This window comes from Pseudomonas frederiksbergensis (genome assembly GCF_003732705.1).
Lineage (GTDB): Bacteria > Pseudomonadota > Gammaproteobacteria > Pseudomonadales > Pseudomonadaceae > Aquipseudomonas > Aquipseudomonas frederiksbergensis_F.
This window is the reverse complement of the sequence record NZ_MOBR01000017.1, coordinates 269992-288730: the sequence shown is the minus strand read 5'-3', so window position 1 is coordinate 288730 and position 18739 is coordinate 269992. Positions and strand designations below refer to the sequence as shown.

The 18739-nt window shown below is 60.7% G+C and carries 20 protein-coding genes; 14 read left to right on the top strand and 6 right to left on the bottom strand.

Annotated elements, in window-relative coordinates; translation table 11 throughout:
- Window positions 1–255: 255 nt before the first annotated feature.
- The 8 genes from BK667_RS19720 to BK667_RS19685 are packed head-to-tail and all read left to right on the top strand — an operon-like array spanning window position 256 to window position 6585.
- Window positions 256–1452: a PepSY-associated TM helix domain-containing protein gene (locus BK667_RS19720; RefSeq protein ID WP_123598622.1), complete on the top strand. Its 1197-nt coding sequence runs from the start codon at window positions 256–258 to the stop codon at window positions 1450–1452.
- Entirely contained in the window at window positions 1449–1991 is a 543-nt protein-coding gene (locus BK667_RS19715) for a PA2404 family protein (RefSeq protein ID WP_123598621.1), read from the top strand. The genes BK667_RS19720 and BK667_RS19715 overlap by 4 nt, the downstream gene beginning before the upstream one ends.
- Entirely contained in the window at window positions 1988–2317 is a 330-nt protein-coding gene (locus tag BK667_RS19710; RefSeq protein WP_123510387.1) for a hypothetical protein, read from the top strand. The genes BK667_RS19715 and BK667_RS19710 overlap by 4 nt, the downstream gene beginning before the upstream one ends.
- A 2-nt stretch (window positions 2318–2319) precedes the next feature.
- A complete protein-coding gene (locus tag BK667_RS19705) occupies window positions 2320–2892 on the top strand; it encodes a DUF6162 family protein (RefSeq protein WP_123598620.1) in 573 nt (190 codons plus the stop codon).
- A 35-nt stretch (window positions 2893–2927) separates the two neighbouring features.
- Window positions 2928–3854, top strand: a complete 927-nt coding sequence (locus BK667_RS19700; RefSeq protein ID WP_123510383.1) for a metal ABC transporter substrate-binding protein — start codon at window positions 2928–2930, stop codon at window positions 3852–3854.
- A complete protein-coding gene (locus BK667_RS19695; protein ID WP_123598619.1) occupies window positions 3851–4714 on the top strand; it encodes a metal ABC transporter ATP-binding protein in 864 nt (287 codons plus the stop codon). Before BK667_RS19700 ends, BK667_RS19695 begins: the two co-directional genes overlap by 4 nt.
- Window positions 4714–5613: a metal ABC transporter permease gene (locus BK667_RS19690; RefSeq protein WP_054052155.1), complete on the top strand. Its 900-nt coding sequence runs from the start codon at window positions 4714–4716 to the stop codon at window positions 5611–5613. The genes BK667_RS19695 and BK667_RS19690 overlap by 1 nt, the downstream gene beginning before the upstream one ends.
- The gene (locus BK667_RS19685; protein ID WP_123598618.1) at window positions 5614–6585 is read left to right on the top strand and encodes a metal ABC transporter substrate-binding protein; all 972 of its coding nucleotides are present in this window, start codon (window positions 5614–5616) and stop codon (window positions 6583–6585) included.
- A 260-nt stretch (window positions 6586–6845) separates the two neighbouring features.
- Here the strand turns inward: BK667_RS19685 and BK667_RS19680 are convergent, their stop codons facing one another.
- From BK667_RS19680 to BK667_RS19660, 5 genes are all read right to left on the bottom strand, one after another.
- Window positions 6846–7073: an MbtH family protein gene (locus BK667_RS19680; protein WP_007990131.1), complete on the bottom strand. Its 228-nt coding sequence runs from the start codon at window positions 7071–7073 to the stop codon at window positions 6846–6848.
- Window positions 7074–7155: 82 nt separating this feature from the next.
- Window positions 7156–8568 (bottom strand): aspartate aminotransferase family protein, encoded by a 1413-nt coding sequence (locus tag BK667_RS19675; RefSeq protein ID WP_123598617.1) that lies wholly within the window; start codon window positions 8566–8568, stop codon window positions 7156–7158.
- Window positions 8569–8711: 143 nt separating this feature from the next.
- On the bottom strand, window positions 8712–9197 hold the full coding sequence (locus BK667_RS19670; protein WP_123598616.1) for a GNAT family N-acetyltransferase: 486 nt from the start codon (window positions 9195–9197) through the stop codon (window positions 8712–8714).
- Window positions 9198–9418: 221 nt separating this feature from the next.
- Window positions 9419–10744, bottom strand: a complete 1326-nt coding sequence (locus tag BK667_RS19665; RefSeq protein WP_123510370.1) for an ATP-binding protein — start codon at window positions 10742–10744, stop codon at window positions 9419–9421.
- Entirely contained in the window at window positions 10741–11421 is a 681-nt protein-coding gene (locus BK667_RS19660; protein WP_123510368.1) for a response regulator, read from the bottom strand. The genes BK667_RS19665 and BK667_RS19660 overlap by 4 nt, the downstream gene beginning before the upstream one ends.
- A 276-nt stretch (window positions 11422–11697) precedes the next feature.
- On the opposite strand from BK667_RS19660, the gene BK667_RS19655 reads away from it, so the two are divergent.
- The 6 genes from BK667_RS19655 (at window position 11698) to dsbG (ending at window position 17663) form a co-directional block, all read left to right on the top strand.
- The gene (locus BK667_RS19655; protein ID WP_123598615.1) at window positions 11698–12399 is read left to right on the top strand and encodes a hypothetical protein; all 702 of its coding nucleotides are present in this window, start codon (window positions 11698–11700) and stop codon (window positions 12397–12399) included.
- Window positions 12400–12444: 45 nt separating this feature from the next.
- The gene (locus BK667_RS19650) at window positions 12445–13152 is read left to right on the top strand and encodes a hypothetical protein (protein ID WP_123598614.1); all 708 of its coding nucleotides are present in this window, start codon (window positions 12445–12447) and stop codon (window positions 13150–13152) included.
- A 102-nt stretch (window positions 13153–13254) separates the two neighbouring features.
- The gene (locus tag BK667_RS19645; RefSeq protein ID WP_123510361.1) at window positions 13255–14196 is read left to right on the top strand and encodes a tetratricopeptide repeat protein; all 942 of its coding nucleotides are present in this window, start codon (window positions 13255–13257) and stop codon (window positions 14194–14196) included.
- 139 nt (window positions 14197–14335) lie between these two features.
- Window positions 14336–16066 (top strand): protein-disulfide reductase DsbD, encoded by a 1731-nt coding sequence (dsbD, locus tag BK667_RS19640; RefSeq protein WP_123598613.1) that lies wholly within the window; start codon window positions 14336–14338, stop codon window positions 16064–16066.
- The gene (locus BK667_RS19635) at window positions 16066–16917 is read left to right on the top strand and encodes a TlpA disulfide reductase family protein (protein WP_123510357.1); all 852 of its coding nucleotides are present in this window, start codon (window positions 16066–16068) and stop codon (window positions 16915–16917) included. The genes dsbD and BK667_RS19635 overlap by 1 nt, the downstream gene beginning before the upstream one ends.
- Complete coding sequence (gene dsbG, locus BK667_RS19630) at window positions 16893–17663, top strand: thiol:disulfide interchange protein DsbG (RefSeq protein WP_123598612.1); 771 nt, start codon at window positions 16893–16895, stop codon at window positions 17661–17663. Before BK667_RS19635 ends, dsbG begins: the two co-directional genes overlap by 25 nt.
- A gap of 119 nt (window positions 17664–17782) precedes the next feature.
- Here dsbG and BK667_RS19625 read toward each other — a convergent pair whose 3' ends face one another.
- Window positions 17783–18592: an alpha/beta fold hydrolase gene (locus BK667_RS19625; protein WP_123598611.1), complete on the bottom strand. Its 810-nt coding sequence runs from the start codon at window positions 18590–18592 to the stop codon at window positions 17783–17785.
- Window positions 18593–18739: the final 147 nt, after the last annotated feature.

Genomic DNA, 18739 nt, shown 5'->3' with positions numbered 1-18739 from the left:
GATGAGGGCATAACATTCAAGATTGATATCGACTGTCACACCGCTATCGCGAGCAAGCTCGCTCCCACAAAAAGCGATGACCGGAGGAATACGAAACATTTACTTTCATATAAGCCTTCGGGATTTTCATTGCTCATCCGTCTTATTGAGATGCAGTCAGGCCGCGTAGGCAAAAGCCACGGCCGGGCTTTTCGAGGACCATCACGCTGCGAAGCCCGCAGTAGAGGTCTTCTCATCGAAACAAGACCTTTAATCATGTCGAAGAAATCCCGTTCCAAACTCTGGTTTCTGGTGCATAGCTGGCTGGCGTTGCCGATCTGGTTTTTCGTGTTGATCGTCTGCGTCACCGGCACCCTGGCCGTCGTCAGCCAGGAGATCGTCTGGCTGGCCAACCCGCAAATGCGCGCCAGCCCACCGTCGGACGATGCGCCGCGACTCAGTTACGACCAGATCCTCGCGGCCATGAAGCAAGCCGAACCCCAGACCCTGGTGCAATCGATCAAACGCCCCGACGAGTCGCACTTTGCCCTCGATGTGGGCGTCAGCTATCCCGACGGGCGCTCGACGACGGTCTACGTCAACCCGTACACCGGCGTGATCCAGGGCATCGCGCCCGCGTTCAACTTCAAACAATTCACCCGCGCCTTGCATGGCTGGTGGCTGGTGCCGTTCACCAATGGTTACAGCTGGGGCTGGTACCTGGTGTCGCTCCTCGGCTTGCCGCTGCTGGTATCACTGATTACCGGGCTGGTGGTCTACAAAAAATTCTGGAAAGGCTTCTTCAAGCCGACCTTGCGCTTGCGCCACGGGGCGCGGATTTTCTGGGGCGACTTTCACCGCCTCAGCGGCATCTGGTCGATCTGGTTCATCGCCGTCATTTCCATCACGGGCCTCTGGTTTTTGATTGAAGCCCTGCTATCCGACAATCAGATTTCCATCTCCAGCGAACCGGTCATCCCGGCCATGGCCCGTGAAGCGGTACCGCTCTCGGCTGACGGCTCGCCACCGCCGCGCATCGATCTGGATCGCGCGATTGAAATCGCCATGCAGAAAATTCCCGGTCTCGAAGCCAGTTTTGTCAGCCTGCCGGGGAATGGCTACAGCCACCTGGACATCGGTGGCCGCGGTTGGTATCCGCTGATGTTCCAGACGGCAACGATCAACCCCTACAACGGTGAAATCGCCGCCTCGCGGTTGCTCTCGGATCGCAATGCCCTGGAGTTCGTCACCGAATCCATGCGGCCGCTGCACACCGGGGATTTCGGTGGGTTGTGGATCAAGCTGATCTGGTTTTTCTTCGGCCTGGTGCTGAGCATGATGGTACTCAGCGGCCTGCTGATCTGGACCAAGCGCACCGCCCTGGCCACCGCCAATGCGCTCAAGCGCAGCGATAAAAAACAGCGCAGCGCCACGGCGCAACTGAGCCGCGAAACCTCGGAGGCCAGCCTGTGAGCAAAACCACCGTCGCCCCGCCACCCTCGCGCCTGAGTGTGTTCTGGCACAAATGGCGCTTCCACTTGAACATCCTGTTGCTGCTGATCCCTTTGGGGTTCATGCCCAAATACTTCAACGAAGCCGCGCTGTTTCGCGGTGACAGTGGCCTGGGTGAACACGAAATCGGCGAGATCCAGGTCGGCCCGTGGAGCCTGCGCCTGGCCGAGCTTCGCGACGAAGCACCGCGCCCGGACGGCGCCGCCAGTCACTTGAAAGTCTTCAACGCGGCCCTGTGCAACGCCTGTGTCGAACAGGTCAAAGCCACCTACCTGCGCATCGGTAAACCCCGCAGCCTGCGCGCCGCCGGGGTGATTTTCTTCGGCACGCCGTACCGCATGGGTGCGTCGTTGCCCGTGCCGGTAAAAACCCCGGCCGACGCCGAGCTGTGGATCACCATGGAAGGCTGGGACGGCGCCATGCACCAGGCCTCGATCCCGCTAAGCCAGGCATCCCCGGCCACCCTCGCCTGGCTGAACAAACAAGGAGGCAAACCATGATCAATTCTTTTCGACCTCTACGCATTGCCCTGCTGGTCCTCGGCGCCGGTTTCAGTGCAAGCGCCCTGGCCCACAACCCGATGTGCGAATGCAAGGCCATCGATGCCGAGCAGATCAAATGCACCGGCGGTTTTTCCGACGGTAGCAGCGCGCCAGGGGTGACCCTGGATGTGATCGGCTACGACGAAACCATTCTGTTGCCGGGCAAGCTCGGCGCCGACTCGACCCTGGTCTTCAAGAAACCCGCCGCCGAGTTCTACGTGCTGTTCGACGCCGGCCCTGGCCATGTGGTCGAGATCGACCAAGCCGACATCGGGGCGCCCTGAACATGAGCACGCCCACGACGCAAATCGTCCGACCGGCCGGCGCCGGCCATGAAACCCTCTATGTGCTGTTGTTGTGCCTGATGATTCTGGCGGTCGCCGGCTCGGTGGTCGCCTGGCGCCACGAATCCCAGGAAGTGAGCACCCTCAGCAGCCATCAACTGGATGCCCGTCGCGACTTGAGCGCCTCCGAGCAAGGCATCTACGCCGATCTGCGGGTGACCCTGGACGAGATTCACTTGCTGCGCCAGGAGCAAACCACACTGCCCACCCCTGACGCGTTGGCCGATGAAGGCTTCGCGCCGTTTGCCCAGGACGCCAGTTCCGTCAGTCGCGGCGGCCATGCCTGGCAGTTACTGCAAGCCAAGGCGTACTTCGGTCAGAGCCAGGCGCCGAGCGTGGCCGGTTCGTTTCTGATGCGCCTGACCGCTGACGACGATGCACCGGACGTCTGGCTCAATCGCGGCAAAGCCCTTACGGCGCCGACCGATCTGACTGACGCCGCCCTCGAAAGCGCTGGCTGGCAGCAGATCGTCGCGCAATTCGATGCCGGCGTGACCCGCCAGCACCGGCACTGACCCCTCGCCTTCACCCGAGAGAAGACCGCTTTCCCATGCCTATTTCATCTCCACGCTCATTGTTGCGATTGCTGCTGGTCGGCCTGTGCGCCTTGTTGCTGACGCCATTGGCCAGCGCCGATCAGGCCAAGCGCCTGCGCATCGGCATCACCCTGCACCCTTATTACAGCTACGTGGCCAACATCGTCGGCGACAAGGCCGAAGTCGTGCCGCTGATCCCGGCCGGTTTCAACCCCCATGCCTACGAGCCGCGCGCCGAAGACATCAAGCGCATCAGCGGGCTGGACGTGATCGTGCTCAATGGCGTCGGCCATGACGACTTCGCCGACCGCATGATCGCCGCCAGCGAAACCCCGAACATCCCGGTGATCGAAGCCAATGAAAACGTGCCGCTGCTGGCCGCCACCGGCACTGCCGCACGGGGCGCCGGCAAGGTCGTCAACCCGCACACCTTCCTCTCGATCAGCGCCTCGATTGCCCAGGTCAACAACATCGCCCGGGAACTCGGCAAGCTCGACCCGGACAACGCCAAGACCTACACCCAGAATGCCCGCGCCTATGGCAAACGCCTGCGGCAAATGCGCGCCGACGCCCTGGCCAAACTGACCCAGGCACCGAATGCCGAACTGCGGGTGGCCACGGTCCACGCGGCCTACGACTACCTGCTGCGCGAGTTTGGCCTGGAAGTGACCGCCGTGGTCGAACCGGCCCACGGCATCGAACCGAGCCCGAGCCAGTTGAAAAAAACCATCGATCAACTGCGGGAACTGGACGTGAAAGTGATCTTCTCGGAGATGGACTTCCCGTCCACTTACGTCGACACCATCCAGCGTGAATCCGGGGTGAAGCTGTACCCGCTGTCGCACATTTCCTATGGCGAATACACCGCCGACAAATACGAAAAAGAAATGACCGGCAACCTCAACACCGTGGTGCGGGCGATTCAGGAGTCGGGGGCATGACGGCGAAAGAATCCATCAGCACACAAAATCCCCTTCTGACTGACACCCAATCCCCTGTGGGAGCGAGCCTGCTCGCGAAAGCGGTGGATCAGTCACCATCCTTGTTGAATGACATACCGCATTCGCGAGCAGGCTCGCTCCCACAGGTATTTGGGCCGACTCTGGATTTCAACAATGTCAGTCTGACGCTGGGGCGCACGACGATCCTCGATAAGGTCACCTTTACCGTTCAGCCCGGCACCGTGCATGCGTTGGTCGGCCCCAACGGTGGCGGCAAGAGTTCGCTGATCAAGACCTTGCTCGGGCAGATGCCGCACCAGGGGCGTCTGAGCCTGCAATGGCCCGGCGACCCCGGCACCATCGGCTATGTGCCGCAAGCGCTGGAGTTTGACCGGGGCTTGCCGATGACCGTCGACGATTTCATGGCCGCCATGTGTCAGCGGCGCCCGGCGTTTCTCGGCTTGAGCAGGCATTACGCCGCAGCGATTGGCGAAGCGCTGGAACGGGTCGGCATGCAGGACAAACGCAAGCGCCGCATGGGCGCGCTGTCCGGCGGTGAGCGCCAGCGGGTGTTGTTGGCCCAGGGGCTGATCCCGGCGCCGCAATTGCTGGTGCTCGACGAGCCGATGTCGGCCCTCGATGAAGCCGGGATTCAGGTGTTCGAACGGCTGCTCGGCGACTGGCGCCAGAGCGGCATCACCGTGTTGTGGATCGAGCATGACCTGGAGGCGGTCGGGCGTCTGGCGGACCGGGTTACCGGGCTCAATCGCCGGGTGTTGTTCGACGCTACGCCGAAACAGGCGCTGACCCCGGAACGCTTGCTGACCTTGTTCTCGACCCATCCCCGGAGCGCTGTCTGATGAGTTATGAAGCCTTTCGTTTGATGGTCCAGGGCTGGGCCTCTTCAGGTTATTTGCCCGAGGCGCTGGCCTATGGGTTTGTGGTCAACGCCTTGCTCGCCGGACTGCTGATCGGCCCGGTGCTCGGTGGCCTGGGCACGCTGGTGGTGGTCAAGCGCTTCGCGTTTTTCTCCGAAGCGGTAGGTCACGCGGCGTTGACCGGCGTGGCCATCGGCATCCTGCTCGGCGAACCCTACACCGGGCCGTATGGCAGCCTGTTCGGTTACTGTCTGCTGTTCGGCATCCTGCTCAACTACCTGCGCAACCGCACCGGCCTGGCGCCGGACACGCTGATCGGCGTGTTCCTCTCGGTGTCCCTGGCGTTAGGGGCGAGCCTGCTGTTGATTCTGGCGGGCAAGATCAACGTGCACATTCTGGAAAACGTGCTGTTCGGTTCGGTGCTGACGGTCAATGGCAATGACCTGCTGGTCCTGGCGATCGTCGGCTCACTGGTGATGGCCCTGGCCCTGCCGCTGTACAACCGCATCATGCTCGCCAGTTTCAACCCGCAACTGGCGGCGGTGCGCGGGGTGGCGGTGAAGACCCTGGACTACCTGTTCGTGATTCTGGTGACCCTGATCACCGTCGCCGCCGTGAAAGTCATCGGCGCGATTCTGGTCGGTGCATTGCTGGTGATTCCGGCGGCGGCAGCGCGGTTGCTCAGCCAGTCACTGAAGGGGTTTTTCTGGTGTTCGGTGGCGATTGCGACGGTCAGCACGTTGTGCGGGATTCTGGCGCCGATTGTCTTCGACCTGCCGATCCCGTCCGGTGCCGCGATCATTCTGGTGGCCGGTATCGCCTTCGCCCTGTCCGCCATTGCGCGCGGTGTCGTTCCAAGTCTGAAAGGGAATCTCGGATAAATGTCTTTTACTCTGCGTCAATTGAGTCTGGCCGTGGCCCTGTGCGGGACAGCCTCCTTCAATGCGTTGGCTGGCGACAGCTTCGAACCGATGCGCCTGGTGGCCAATCACGGGGTCGGTAATACGGCCCTCTTCGCCTCGTCGTCCGCGCACAAAATCCTGGTCCTGGCCTCGCTGCCAGTGACCTATGGCCTGGGCACCGTGTTGCTGAACGGCACCGATGTCGCCATTGAGCGTGCAGCGCCGGCCAACCTGCCCGGTACACGCCAGACCGCTTACTTCACGGGCCGTGGCGCGGCGGAACTGAGCAAGCTGGCGTCCGACGCTGACGCGGTGATTGGCCTGCGCTCACTGTGGCCGGACGATCCGCTGTACCCGAATGCCCGTCGCAGCAATATCCGCATCATTGAAATCGACGCCGCCCGCCCGGTTGACGGCGCCCTGCCCGGCATCGCCGTGCAGCCGGGCAACAAGGTCGATGGCTTGAACAGCCAGCCCTGGTTTTCCAGCAACAACATGGGGCGCATGGCCGACGTGATGGCGGCGGACCTGGTGCGCCTGGCCCCCGAGGCCAAGCCGAAAATCGAAGCCAACCTGGCGGCGCTCAAGCAGCGTTTGCTCAAGCTCAGCGCTGACAGCGAGGCACGACTGGCCAGCGCCGACAACCTCACGGTGATGAGCCTGAGCGATCACTTCGGCTACTTGGTCGGCGGGCTCAATCTGGAACTGGTCGGCCTCGACGCGCGGCCAGATGCCGAGTGGACACCAGAGGCGCTCAAGCAATTGGGCGCGACGCTCAAAGCCAACGACGTGGCTGTGGTGTTGCATCATCGCCAGCCGTCGGAGGCGCTGAAAGCAGTGATCAGCGAGGCCGGGAGTCAATTGGTGGTGTTGAGCACCGACGGGGCGGATCCGGTGGCGGAATTGGAGGGAAATGTGGATTTGGTGATCAAGGGGTTGAGCGGCGCATAACCCTGTAGGAGCGAGGCTTGCCCGCGAAGGCGGCCTGACAGACGACACAAATCCCGAAACTGAAAAAGCCCGCCGACCTTCTCGCTCCACCGGGCCTCTCGTTCCCACGCTCTGCGTGGGAATGCCTCAACGGACGCTCCGCGTTCGGCTTTGAAGGGACGCGGAGCGTCCCGGGCTGCATTCCCACGCAGAGCGTGGGAACGATCACAAAAAAAACCGCTGACCGTTACCGGTTCAGCGGTTTTTTATGGGCGCTGACTTTAGTGAGCCACAGCCGCCTGCTCTTCCATCTTCTGGCGCAAGCTCAGTGGACGCATGTCGGTCCAGGTTTCTTCGATGTAGGCCAGGCATTCTTTCTTCAGGCCACTCTTGCCCACGGTGCGCCAGCCTTGTGGCACGGCTTTGTAGTCGGGCCAGATCGAGTATTGCTCTTCGTGGTTGACCACGACCTGAAAGAGGATGTCCTCGCGGTCGAATACTGACGTCATGGTGTCTCTCCATCGCTGTAGGGGTAGGCTGCACGGCGTGTGCAGCCGGTATGTAGAAGGAACGTTCGGGGCGCCGGAAAATTTAGAGACTGGCGGTGGCCGCTGCCAACGCCCGGCCAAAAATCTCCGCGACCCGGTCGATTTCCGTAGCGGTGATCACCAGCGGCGGCAGGAAGCGCACCACCGCGCCATGCCGACCGCCCAGTTCGAGGATCAAACCGCGCTTGAGGCATTCGCGCTGCACCAACGGCGCCAGGCGACCGAACGCCGGTGGATGGCCTTGCACGTCCGGCGTGCCGGTCGGGTCGACCAATTCGACGCCGAGCATCAAGCCGCGACCACGGATGTCACCCAGTTGCGGGAAGTCCCGTTGCAGGATGCGTAAGTGTTCACTCAAGCGTTCGCCCATGGCAGCGGCGTGCTCGCAGACATTGTTGTCTTTGAGGTAACGCATCACTGCCGAACCGGCGGCCATGGCCATCTGATTGCCACGGAAAGTCCCGGCATGCGCGCCCGGCAGCCAGGTGTCGAGCCAGTCGCGATACACCACCACCGCCAGCGGCAGACTGCCGCCGATGGCCTTGGACAGCACCACCACGTCCGGAATGATCCCGGCGTGTTCGAAGGCAAACATCTTGCCGGTGCGGGCGAATCCGCTCTGGATTTCATCGACGATCAGCGCCACGCCGGCCTGCTCGGTGATGCGCCGCAAGCCGCGCAACCAATCGAGATCCGCCGGAATCACCCCACCTTCGCCCTGCACCACTTCGACGATCACCGCCGCTGGCAACTGCACGCCAGCCTCCGGGTCGTTGAGCAGGTTTTCCAGATAGTTGAGGTTGACCTGCACCCCTTGCGCGCCGCCGAGCCCGAACGGGCAGCGGTAATCGTAGGGATACGGCATGAACTGCACGCCGCTGCTGAGCAAGGCGCCCAAGGGTTTTTTTGGCCCCAGGCTGCCCATCAGGCTCAACGCACCCTGGCTCATGCCGTGATATCCGCCCTGGAACGACAACACGGTGCTGCGTCCGGTGGCGGTGCGCACCAGTTTCAGCGCGGCTTCTACCGCATCGGTGCCGGTAGGGCCGCAGAATTGAATCTTGGCTTCAGCCGCCAATGCCGGCGGCAGCAGACCGAACAAGTCCTGGACAAACTGATCCTTGACCGGCGTGGTCAGGTCAAGGGTGTGCAGCGGCAGTTCATCGGTCAGCACTTGCTGGATCGCGTCGATCACCACCGCATGGTTGTGCCCCAGGGCCAACGTCCCGGCACCGGCCAGGCAATCGATAAAACGGCGGCCCTCGACGTCTTCGACATAAATGCCCTTGGCCCGCTTGAGTGCCAGGGGAATGCGTCGCGGGTAGCTGCGAGCATTGGATTCCTGTTGGCTCTGACGGGCCAGCAAGGGCGATTCATTGAACTGGTAAAGCGTCTCGGCAGGCGTCGGGGCGACCCGGGCCGGGTGATCTTCGATAAGGCTGGTAGCGACTGACATCTCTCGACCCCTCAATACGCTGTGGATAGTGACCAAAACTGCACACCGGGCAGGTGCGCATTCCGGTCACGGGGCGCACTTGCAGGTTTTCCTGTTCTGGAAACGCATCAGAGCCTTGAGGATTTAGACCCGCGATCAGCTTTCTATGAAGGTGGGGCCAGTGCCTTGTGCATGGGGATGGCTTGCAACCCCGCCACGCTGAAGGTTTCAGCGCTGGCGCGATAACCCAGGTGCCGATAAAAGGCTTCGCTGGTACGGGTGCTGTTGAGTCGAGCCTGGTGTAAGTGCTGATCGAGAAGCCAGGCTTCCAGGTCGCGAATCAGGGCCTGCCCGGCACCCCGCCGAAACCATTCCGGCTGCACGTAGCAGAAGGCGATTTGGCCACTGCTCGCGGCCATGGCGACGCCAATCGGTTTGTCCTGAAGCAAGGCGATATTCAGGTACAACCGTGGGTCGGTTAGCCAGGTGTGGATATGTTCGGCGGTTTTGTTGTGGGTCCAGGCTGCGACGATTTTCGCGTCGTTGCGGTGATCGAGCGCGCAGCCGACGCGGATCGAACGTTCGACGATGCGGCTGATAATGCCGGCATCGGCAGGGGTTGCCTGGCAGATGTGCAGGGGTGCATCCATGGCGCTGTTACCTCAATCCATTGAGTCAAAGCTGCGGGGGAAGATAGCGCCGGGGGTGGCGGAATGGCTAATGGAGAGAAGTTACATTTGATGTGCAACACAGGCGCCCCCTGTAGGAGCAAAGCTTGCTCGCGATTGCGGTAGACCAGTCAACATTGATGTTGAATGTCACGCCGCTATCGCGAGCAAGCTTTGCTCCTACAGGTGAGTTGCTTCGTGTTTTAGACCGTTTGCAGCGGCATGGTCAGCTCGACCCGCAACCCATCCGGCCGGCTGTCGAAATGCAAGGTGCAGGCACAGCGCTGAACGATCGCCTGGACAATCGCCAATCCCAACCCGCAACCGGTGCTCTGGCCGTTGCGCCAGAAACGTTGGGTCAGGTGTTGCAGGTCATCGTCGGCAATCCCCGGCCCATGGTCGCGGACCACGAAACGCACGCGGTTGCCGGTGGTTTCCAGGCTCAACTCCACGGCCCCGTCGCTTGGGGTATGGCGCAAGGCGTTGTCCAGCAGGTTGCGCAGCGCGGCAATCGACAGGACCGCGGGCATTTGCACCGGGGCGGCGGAACACTTGATCGGCGGTTGAAACTTGATGCGCTGGCGATCACCGCTCGCGGCGTCCTGAATCGCCAGTTTCGCCACTTGCTCGGCGCTGCACTGAACGCCGTCATCGAACGACAGACTGCCCTCGACCCGCGCCAGCAGGAGCAATTGTTCAAGGGTGCGGTGCAGACGGTCGGCGCCCTCTTCGGCCCGGGCCAGGGATTGATCCCGGGCCGCGCCGTCGGTCATGCGCGCCACTTGCAGGTGGGTCTTGATCGCGGTCAGCGGGCTGCGCAATTCGTGGGCGGCGTCGCCGGTCAGGCGTCGTTCACGCTCGATGGTCCGGCCGATGCGCTGGAACAGTTGATTCTGAGTATCGAGCAACGGTTGTAACTCGCTGGGCAGCGGCTGGATCTGCAACGGTTCGAGTGAATCGGCGCTACGGCGCATCAAGGCATCGCGCATGCGGTTGAGCGGCGCCAGTCCCTGGCCGATGCCCAGCCACAACAGGCACAGACAGCCGAGCAACGCCACGCCTACCGGCACCGAAGCGGCCAGCAGAATCGACATGTTCAGGGCTTCGCGCTCGATCTGCCGATCCGCCGTGGTAATGCGCAAATCGCCCCGCGCCAGGGTGAAACTACGCCACGGCGCGCCATCGATCATCTGGTCATGGAAGCCCATTTTTTCGGCTTCGAGGGTTTGTTGCGGGTCGGTGTGACTGCGCGCCAGGATTTCGCCGCGCAACGAACTGACCTGACAGGCCATGCCACCGGGGACATTTAGTTGTTCGGCGCTGAAATGCGTGCCCTCGCCCTTGGTCGGCAGCGCCGGCAATTGTTCCATCAGCCCGGCAACCATCCGCGCTGAAGCCACCAGGCGCTGGTCGAGGGAAAACATCATTTGGTTACGCAGGTCGCTGAGCATCCAGGCTGCCGCCAGCGCCCAGATCAGCGCAAACGCGGCGCCGAGGGTCAGGCTCAGGCGCAAACGCAGGCTCATCACTTCGATTGATCTCCGCCATCCGCAGGCCCGAGGCGATAACCCAGACCGCGCACCGTTTCGACGATGCCATTGCCGAGTTTACGCCGCAGGTGATGGATATGAACGTTGAGCGCGTTGCTTTCCAGCTCATCGTTGAAACCGTAGACGCTGTCTTTCAATTGCTCGGTGGACAGCACTCGGCCACGGTTGTGCAGCAGGGCTTGCAACAGCGATTGCTCGCGGCGCGACAGGTCCACCGGTTGGCCGGCGAGCATGGTTTCACGGCTGCTCGGGTCATACGTCAGGGCGCCATGTTCGATCAGGTTGACGCTGCGCCCGGCCACCCGTCGCAACAACGTGTGCAGGCGCGCGGCGAGTTCGCGCAGGTCGAACGGTTTGAGCAGGTAATCGTCAGCACCGGCCTGCAGGCCATCGACCCGGTCGGTCACCGAATCCCGCGCGGTGAGGATCAGCACCGGAATCTCCAGACCGTTATGGCGCAACTGCTGCAACAGCTTGAGGCCGTCTTCGTCCGGCAAGCCGAGGTCGAGCACCATAACGTCGAATTCCGCGACTTTAAGCATCGCACGCGCCGAAGACGCCGTGGCGACGTGCTCCACGGTCAAGCCCTGGGCGGTGAGGCCGGCGACGATACCGCTGGCGATCAGCTCGTCGTCTTCGCAAACCAGTACGTGCATGGGAGCTCCCTGAGCCAAAAAGGCGAGTCAAACAGAACAGGATTAAGCCGCAATTATGGCAGGGCGACAACCGACCGGGTGGGCGGGATTTCAATCCTGGTGAATCTGCACAGAGGCTGCAGCAAACAACCCTCATCATTCAATATAAAAACATCGCAGCCCCCTAACTTTCAAAAGAAACAAACATCAACACTTCGCAACTATACACCTCCAGACCAACTCATTAACCTGCGCAAACGTCACCCAACAACTGAACATGCAAAGAAGGAACTTCACATGCCCGAACTCAAAAACTTTGTTGCCGTCGACTGGCGTTCAGGTTTGGATCGCTGCTATTTCTTCTTCAAGGACACCCACACCTACACCCGATTTGACCTTGGCGATAATAAGGTCCCCGAGGGCTACCCAAAGGCTATCAATGCCGGCAACTGGGATACTGTCCATAGCAAACTTGCAAACTTGCGATTCGGTTTCACCACCACAGGAATAAGCCCGGCGGAACGATTCGGGTTTGACTCAGACATTTTATGGTTCTTCTATTATGAAGAGGGCATTCCCACGGTCTGCAAATATGACCAGGACACTGACACTGTCAATAATGTCTTTCCACTGGCTGACTCTATCTGGCATCAACTACTGCCCTTCTTTGAACGCATCGTGGCAGGCACTTGGTGGCAACAGTCGCCGCATCCGCGTTTGTTTCGTTTCCTGATGAACGATGGCCACTGCCTGTCGCTTAATCTGGTCACCGGAAAACTGACACAAGAGGCCGTCAACAATAAAACCTGGCCCGGCCTGGCCCCTTATACAGACCGGATCATCACCGCGGTGCAGAGTGACCGGACGTTTGCTGACAATTACTTCTACATCTTCCTGACCAACAATGAGTACTTGAGATACGGCCTTCAGACCAACAGGCTGCTCGCCGGACCATTGCCCGTGGATGACGTGTCCTGGCCAGGACTATTGCGAGACTGACAACGCCGCGCATTCCCGCTATTTCAAATTGAAAGGATTCAAAACATGCCTGAGCTTACAAACGTAGTCGCCGTCGATTGGCGCGCCGGAGCGGATCGTTGTTATTTCTTTTTCAAGGACAGCAACCAATACTCCCGATTTGATATTTGCGACAACAAGGTTCCAGACGGCTATCCGGCCACGATCACCGACAGCAACTGGCACGGCTTCTACCCTTATTTCAAACATCTGCGTTTTGGCTTCACCACCACCGGCATCAGACCTGTGTACTCAGGCATTTCCGGAGTGGATTCGGATATTTTATGGCTCTTCTATTATCACGATGACGTGCCCATGGTGTGTCGCTACGACCAAGACACTGACAAGGTGCACAGTGTTGACCGTTTGGAAGATTCAACCTGGCGAAAGCTCAGTCCTTACTTCGATCAAATCATCGCGGGCACCTGGTGGCAAAATAACCGCGACGTTCAATTGTTCCGCTTTCTGCTGAATGGCGGACATTCCCTTTACCTCGACCTGCCCACGCAAAAGCTCACCCGCGAAGCCATTAGCGAAACCAGTTGGCCGGGACTTGAGCGTTATAAACATCGGATCATCACGGCGGTACAAAATGATCGATCCTTCACTGATAGCTGCTACTACATTTTCCTGACCAATAACGAATACATTCGCTACAACATTCCAAAAAACGAAATTGAGGCAGGCCCGATCAAAGTGGACGACGTCAGTTGGCCCGGATTGTTACGCAACTGAAAAATGCGCTGATTGCACGATGCGATACATATGTAACGCATCCTGCCCTTCACCGATCAATACCCTAGACGAGCTTAATCAACTCTTACGAAGGTATTGACCATGCAAGCGCATACAGATGACTTGACCACCTTTTTCAACCTGATCAACAGCTTGTCCGCCCTGATCGCCGAACTGAACGTGCACCAGGAAAACGCCCGGAAAAAAGGCCTGGAGCTCTACAATCTGGGCAGCTTCAGGGCGTCAGAGCCCTACCTGACCATCGCCGCCTCCGCCGGTGACCGGCCAGCGCAATATGCCTTGGCTGAAGTGCTCAGGCGCCGGCAAGGCAGCATCACCGAAGAGGCCAAAAAGTGGTATCGACTGGCCGCCGCCCAAGAGGATGTCTACGCCTTGTTGCGACTGGGTGACAAAGAATCGCTGGATAAGGCCCGAGAACTCCTGCCGCCACGTATCGAGCAGGGCGATGGCGAAGCGATGCTGCAAATGTACGAATTGACCAAGGAGATCACGTGGCTGAAAAAATCGGCGAACACGCGATTTCCCGAAGCCTTGTACATCCTGGCACTGCAGTACGACCGAGATAGAAGTCTGGTCCCGGAGGGTCACAATCCAACGGATGTTATCGATCTGCTGCTGGAACGGGCGGCCCATGTCAACTTCCCCCTGGCGATGAACTGGTACACCAACCGTCAGAAAGTGACCACCTTCCCATCGCTGAGGCGCGAATGGCTGGAAAAAACCGCCGCGCTGAATGATCTCTATGGCGTGCTCAAATATGGGTTCGCCCTTGGCCATGGTGAATCGGGTGGTGATCCCGAGTATGGCTACAAAAAAAATTATCCCCTCAGCTACGCCCTCGTCTGGCTGGTGGTGAATTCGGCCCCGGAATACCAACTGCATAACAGCGCAGCCCTGTTCCTGGACGACCTCGGCAAGGCCATGAACCCGCAAGAAATCGCTCTGGCCCTGAAGGTTGCCCAGACCTGGAAGGCCACGCACCCGCCCCTGTCGGAAAATCGACTGACCTATCACGGTGTCTGACCATCGCGACAGCGCAGTAGCCTGAATCGCCTTTGCGGGTTGTTGTCGGTCGGGTCAATCAGACCGGCAACAACCCATTAATCACCGGTTAATCGGCGACCAGCATCGTGCCGTAACTTGTACCGGCACTGGATGGCTCATGCGGCGTTTTTTCTTACTCTTTATTCTCTTGCTCTCGGGTATCGCCCACGCAGGCTCGAATCCGTTCGACACCAAACCTGAATTTCTCCCTGTGGAGAAAGCGTTCATCTTTACCTCCGAACGTCTTGAAAGTGGTGAAACCCAGCTGTTCTGGCAGATTGCCGACGGCTATTACCTGTATCAGAAGCGTCTTAAATTCGATGGCCTGGCCCCGCAAAACATGCCTGTTTTGCCCGAGGGCGAGTCCCACAGTGATGAGTTCTTCGGTGAACAACCGGTCTATCGCCAAGGCCTGGAGCTGAAAATCCCGGCCGGGGCCACTGGCCAGATCAAGGTCGGTTTCCAGGGCTGTGCCGATGCGGGGCTGTGTTATCCGCCGCAAACCCAAGTGGTCGATCTGGGGGGCGCTGCTGCAACCACAGCGACCAACGAGGCACCGGATCAAGCCTTGGCCAGCAACCTGCAACAGCGGGCGCTGGGCTGGAGCCTTTTAGTGTTCTTCGGCCTTGGGCTGTTGCTGGCGTTTACTCCTTGCACGCTGCCGATGCTGCCGATCCTCGCCGGTTTGATCGTCGGCAGCGGCGCCACCCCCAAGCGCGGTTTCGCCCTGGCCAGCAGCTATGTGATTTGCATGGCGCTGGTGTACGCGGCGATGGGGGTTTTGGCATCGCTATTGGGAGCGAACCTCCAGGCGCTACTGCAAAACCCGTGGTTGCTGGGCAGTTTTGCTGCGGTGTTCGTGCTGCTGGCGTTGCCGATGTTCGGCTTCTTTGAATTGCAATTGCCGGTGGCGCTGCGTGATCGACTGGAAAACGTCTCGCGCAATCAACGCGGCGGCAGCCTGATCGGCGCCGGTGTGCTCGGGGCCTTGTCCGGTCTGTTGGTCGGCCCGTGCATGACCGCGCCCCTGGCCGGCGCCCTGCTCTACATCGCCCAGAGCGGCAACGCGCTGCACGGTGGGCTGATTCTATTCGCCATGGGCATCGGCATGGGCATCCCGCTGCTGTTGCTGGTGACCGTCGGCAACCGGTTCCTGCCCAAACCCGGCGCCTGGATGAACCTGCTCAAAGGCGTGTTCGGTTTCCTGTTCCTCGCCACGGCGTTGCTGATGTTGCGGCCGGTGCTGGATCAATCGTTGTGGATCGGCCTGTGCGGCGCCCTGCTGCTGATCGCGGCCTACAGCGCCTGGAAGCAGTCCGAAGGTTTCGGTCGTGTCGCCCAGGTGTTCGGCGCCAGTTCGCTGCTGCTCGGCGTGTGGGGCAGTCTGCTGATGGTCGGTGCGGCGGGTGGCAGTGATGATCTGTTCAAGCCGTTGCAGGTTTATAGCGCTGCACGGGCAAACAGTGCGCCTGTCGGCCACGATGCGTTTACCACGATCAAGGACCCCACCGCCCTGCAACGGGAACTCGACGCCGCCCAGGCCCAGGGCCAATGGGTGCTGCTGGATTACTACGCCGACTGGTGCGTGGCGTGCAAAGTCATGGAAAAACAGGTTTTCGCCAAACCCCAGGTATTGGACGCATTAAAAGACGTGCGCTTGCTACGGCTGGACGTCACCGCCGACAATGCCGCCAGCCGCGAGCTGCTCGGCCGCTATAAAGTGCCGGGGCCACCAAGCCTGTTGTGGATCGGTGCCGACGGCAGCGAACGCCGCAGCCAGCGCATCACCGGCGAGGTCGATGCCGAGACTTTCCTGCAACGCTGGAACACTACCCGAGAAGCCCGTTAATGCTGACCTTTACCCTCGGCACCTTTGCCATCGCGCTTAATCACCTGCTGCTGATCAGTGCCCTGGCGCTGGCCACCTTCGTTGGCTGGCGGGTGGCCAAGCGCGGCGGCGAGAACCCCGAGTCGGTGCTGTTCAGCCTGTTCCTGTTGGGCATGCTGGCGGCACGGATCAGTTTCGTGATCGCCTATTGGGCGCAGTATCGAAATGATCCGTGGCAGATCATCGACCTGCGCGATGGCGGTTTTCTCGCCTGGCCCGGCGTGATCGTGCTGGTGCTCGCCGCGTTGTATCGCGGCTGGCGCCGACCGGGTTTGCGTCGGCCACTGGGTTTCGGGGTGGGCACTGGCCTGTTCTTCTGGTTGCTGGCGACCTTCTCCTTGAGTCTTTACGAACAAGGCACGCGCCTGCCGGACATCACCTTGCGCAATGCCGCCGGGGAAACCGTGCAACTGGCCGACTATCAGGGTGGCCCGCTGGTGATCAATCTCTGGGCAACCTGGTGCCCGCCGTGCCGCCGGGAAATGCCGGTGCTGGAAAACGCCCAGCAACAGCGCCCGGACCTGACCTTCCTGTTCGTCAACCAGGCCGAGAGCATGCAAAGCGTCAGTACCTTCCTGGAAACCCAGGGCCTGAGCCTGTCCAACGTGTTGTTCGATGGCAGCGGTCGCTTGGGCCAGGCCGTCGGTTCCATGGCGTTGCCGACTACGCTGTTTTATAGCAACGACGGTCGCCTGCTGGGCAGCCATCTGGGCGAATTGTCGGAAGCCAGCCTGGCCCGCGCCCTGGAAAACTTCGACACCCCCAATCCCGCCACAAGGAAATTGCCATGCCCCGCCTCCGCCACCTGCTGACCCTGACCCTGGGCGCAGCCCTGCTGCACCTGCCGTCGGCGCAGGCTGTTGAAGAACTGCCCGAGGCGATCAAGAAGATCGAAGCCAAAGGCGCGAAAATCGTCGGCCAGTTCGATGCACCGGACGGTTTGCGCGGTTACGCGGCGCAATACCAGAACCGTGGCATGGCGCTGTACCTGACCCCGGATGGCAAGCACGTCCTGCTCGGCAATCTGTACGATGCCGACGGCAACGACCTGAGCAGCGCGCCGTTGCAGAAACTGGTGTACGCGCCGATGTCCAAGGAAGTCTGGGGCAAGATGGAAGCGAGCAACTGGATCGGCGACGGCAACAAAGACGCACCGCGGGTTGTGTACCTGTTCAGCGATCCAAACTGCCCTTACTGCAACATGTTCTGGGAACAGGCGCGGCCGTGGGTCAAGTCCGGCAAAGTACAGTTGCGCCACATCATGGTCGGCATCATCCGCGAAGACAGCCCCGGCAAATCCGCCGCGCTGCTGGCGGCCAAGGACCCGAGCAAAGCCCTGGAAGATCACGAGAAGTCCGGCAAGCAAAGTTCGCTCAAAGCCCTGAAGGACGTACCCCCGGCGATCCAGGCGAAACTGGCGGCGAACATGCAGTTGATGGAAGACCTGGAGTTGCAGGCAACCCCGGCGATTTTCTACATGGACGACAAGGGCGAATTGCAGCAACAACAAGGCGCTCCGTCGCCGGACAAGTTGTTGAAGATTTTGGGACCTAAGTAGTTTTGATCGTTCCCACGCTCTGCGTGGGAATGCATCCTGTGACGCTCTGCGTCACGCCTGCGAAGGGACGCGGAGCGTCCCGGGCGGCATTCCCACGCAGAGCGTGGGAACGATCTTGATCAGCGTTGCGCCAAAAACTTCAACAACGCCTCAGTGACAAACCCCGCATTCTCCAGATTGGAGATATGCCCCGCCTCCGGCACCAGCACACACGGGCAACCAATCAACTCAGCCATTTCCCGAGCCTCGCTCGGCGGACGCGGTTTGTCCTGATCGCCACACATCACCAACGTGGTTTCAGGGTTCAACTCACCCAGACGCGGCAACAGATCGTCCCGGCCAAAGGTAATGCGCCCCATCGGTACGACGCTCTCGCGCAGACGCTGCGCCGGCAGCGCTGCCAATGACGCGCGGAAGTCCTGATACAGCGCCGACTGCGGATCGATGCCCGGCCGGAAGAAGATCGGCACCACGATGTCCAGCAGTTGCGGGGAGATCACGCCGGTGTCTTCGATCTGCTTGAACAGCGAGAAATAGTATTGGCGGGTCGGCTCGGGCTCGACGCCGACGTAGGTGTCCATCAGCACCAGGCCATTGAGCCGCTGGGGTGCCGACAGCGCCAGACGCACGCCCCACATGCCACCGACCGACAATCCGACCAGGGTGATGCGGTCGATATCCAGATGATCGAGCAACGCCAGAGCCTGGCGCGCGATGTCATCCAGTGACGTGGTGCCTTCGGGCAGTTGACCGGATTGACCGTGGCCCCAGAGGTCCAGGGCAATCACCCGGTACTGCTGCGACAGCGCGGCGATCTGCGGCGCCCACATGGCCTGGTCCCACAGGTAACTGCCCGCCAACAGCACGGCCGGGCCGGTGCCTTGGTCGGTGTAGTGCAGGGGTTGTCCGTCTATTGTTGCGAAGGGCATTAGCTGTCTCCTCACCAAATGGAGCAGGAAGACTGGGCTGGTGTGGCTTGGCAGTCAACCTTGGGGTGTCTGGGCTGACGCCTTCGCGGGCAAGCCTCGCTCCTACAGGTATCGAGTGATCACAACCCTTGTGATCAACACATACCC

Excerpts from the sequence above, each read along its gene's own strand:
- BK667_RS19720 (WP_123598622.1), top strand. The coding sequence starts at position 256 with ATGTCGAAGAAATCCCGTTCCAAACTCTGGTTTCTGGTGCATAGCTGG.
- BK667_RS19710 (WP_123510387.1), top strand. The coding sequence starts at position 1,988 with ATGATCAATTCTTTTCGACCTCTACGCATTGCCCTGCTGGTCCTCGGC.
- BK667_RS19705 (WP_123598620.1), top strand. The coding sequence starts at position 2,320 with ATGAGCACGCCCACGACGCAAATCGTCCGACCGGCCGGCGCCGGCCAT.
- BK667_RS19700 (WP_123510383.1), top strand. The coding sequence starts at position 2,928 with ATGCCTATTTCATCTCCACGCTCATTGTTGCGATTGCTGCTGGTCGGC.
- BK667_RS19695 (WP_123598619.1), top strand. The coding sequence starts at position 3,851 with ATGACGGCGAAAGAATCCATCAGCACACAAAATCCCCTTCTGACTGAC.
- BK667_RS19690 (WP_054052155.1), top strand. The coding sequence starts at position 4,714 with ATGAGTTATGAAGCCTTTCGTTTGATGGTCCAGGGCTGGGCCTCTTCA.
- BK667_RS19685 (WP_123598618.1), top strand. The coding sequence starts at position 5,614 with ATGTCTTTTACTCTGCGTCAATTGAGTCTGGCCGTGGCCCTGTGCGGG.
- BK667_RS19680 (WP_007990131.1), bottom strand. The coding sequence starts at position 7,073 with ATGACGTCAGTATTCGACCGCGAGGACATCCTCTTTCAGGTCGTGGTC.
- BK667_RS19675 (WP_123598617.1), bottom strand. The coding sequence starts at position 8,568 with ATGTCAGTCGCTACCAGCCTTATCGAAGATCACCCGGCCCGGGTCGCC.
- BK667_RS19670 (WP_123598616.1), bottom strand. The coding sequence starts at position 9,197 with ATGGATGCACCCCTGCACATCTGCCAGGCAACCCCTGCCGATGCCGGC.
- BK667_RS19660 (WP_123510368.1), bottom strand. The coding sequence starts at position 11,421 with ATGCACGTACTGGTTTGCGAAGACGACGAGCTGATCGCCAGCGGTATC.
- BK667_RS19655 (WP_123598615.1), top strand. The coding sequence starts at position 11,698 with ATGCCCGAACTCAAAAACTTTGTTGCCGTCGACTGGCGTTCAGGTTTG.
- BK667_RS19650 (WP_123598614.1), top strand. The coding sequence starts at position 12,445 with ATGCCTGAGCTTACAAACGTAGTCGCCGTCGATTGGCGCGCCGGAGCG.
- BK667_RS19645 (WP_123510361.1), top strand. The coding sequence starts at position 13,255 with ATGCAAGCGCATACAGATGACTTGACCACCTTTTTCAACCTGATCAAC.
- dsbD (WP_123598613.1), top strand. The coding sequence starts at position 14,336 with ATGCGGCGTTTTTTCTTACTCTTTATTCTCTTGCTCTCGGGTATCGCC.
- BK667_RS19635 (WP_123510357.1), top strand. The coding sequence starts at position 16,066 with ATGCTGACCTTTACCCTCGGCACCTTTGCCATCGCGCTTAATCACCTG.
- dsbG (WP_123598612.1), top strand. The coding sequence starts at position 16,893 with ATGCCCCGCCTCCGCCACCTGCTGACCCTGACCCTGGGCGCAGCCCTG.
- BK667_RS19625 (WP_123598611.1), bottom strand. The coding sequence starts at position 18,592 with ATGCCCTTCGCAACAATAGACGGACAACCCCTGCACTACACCGACCAA.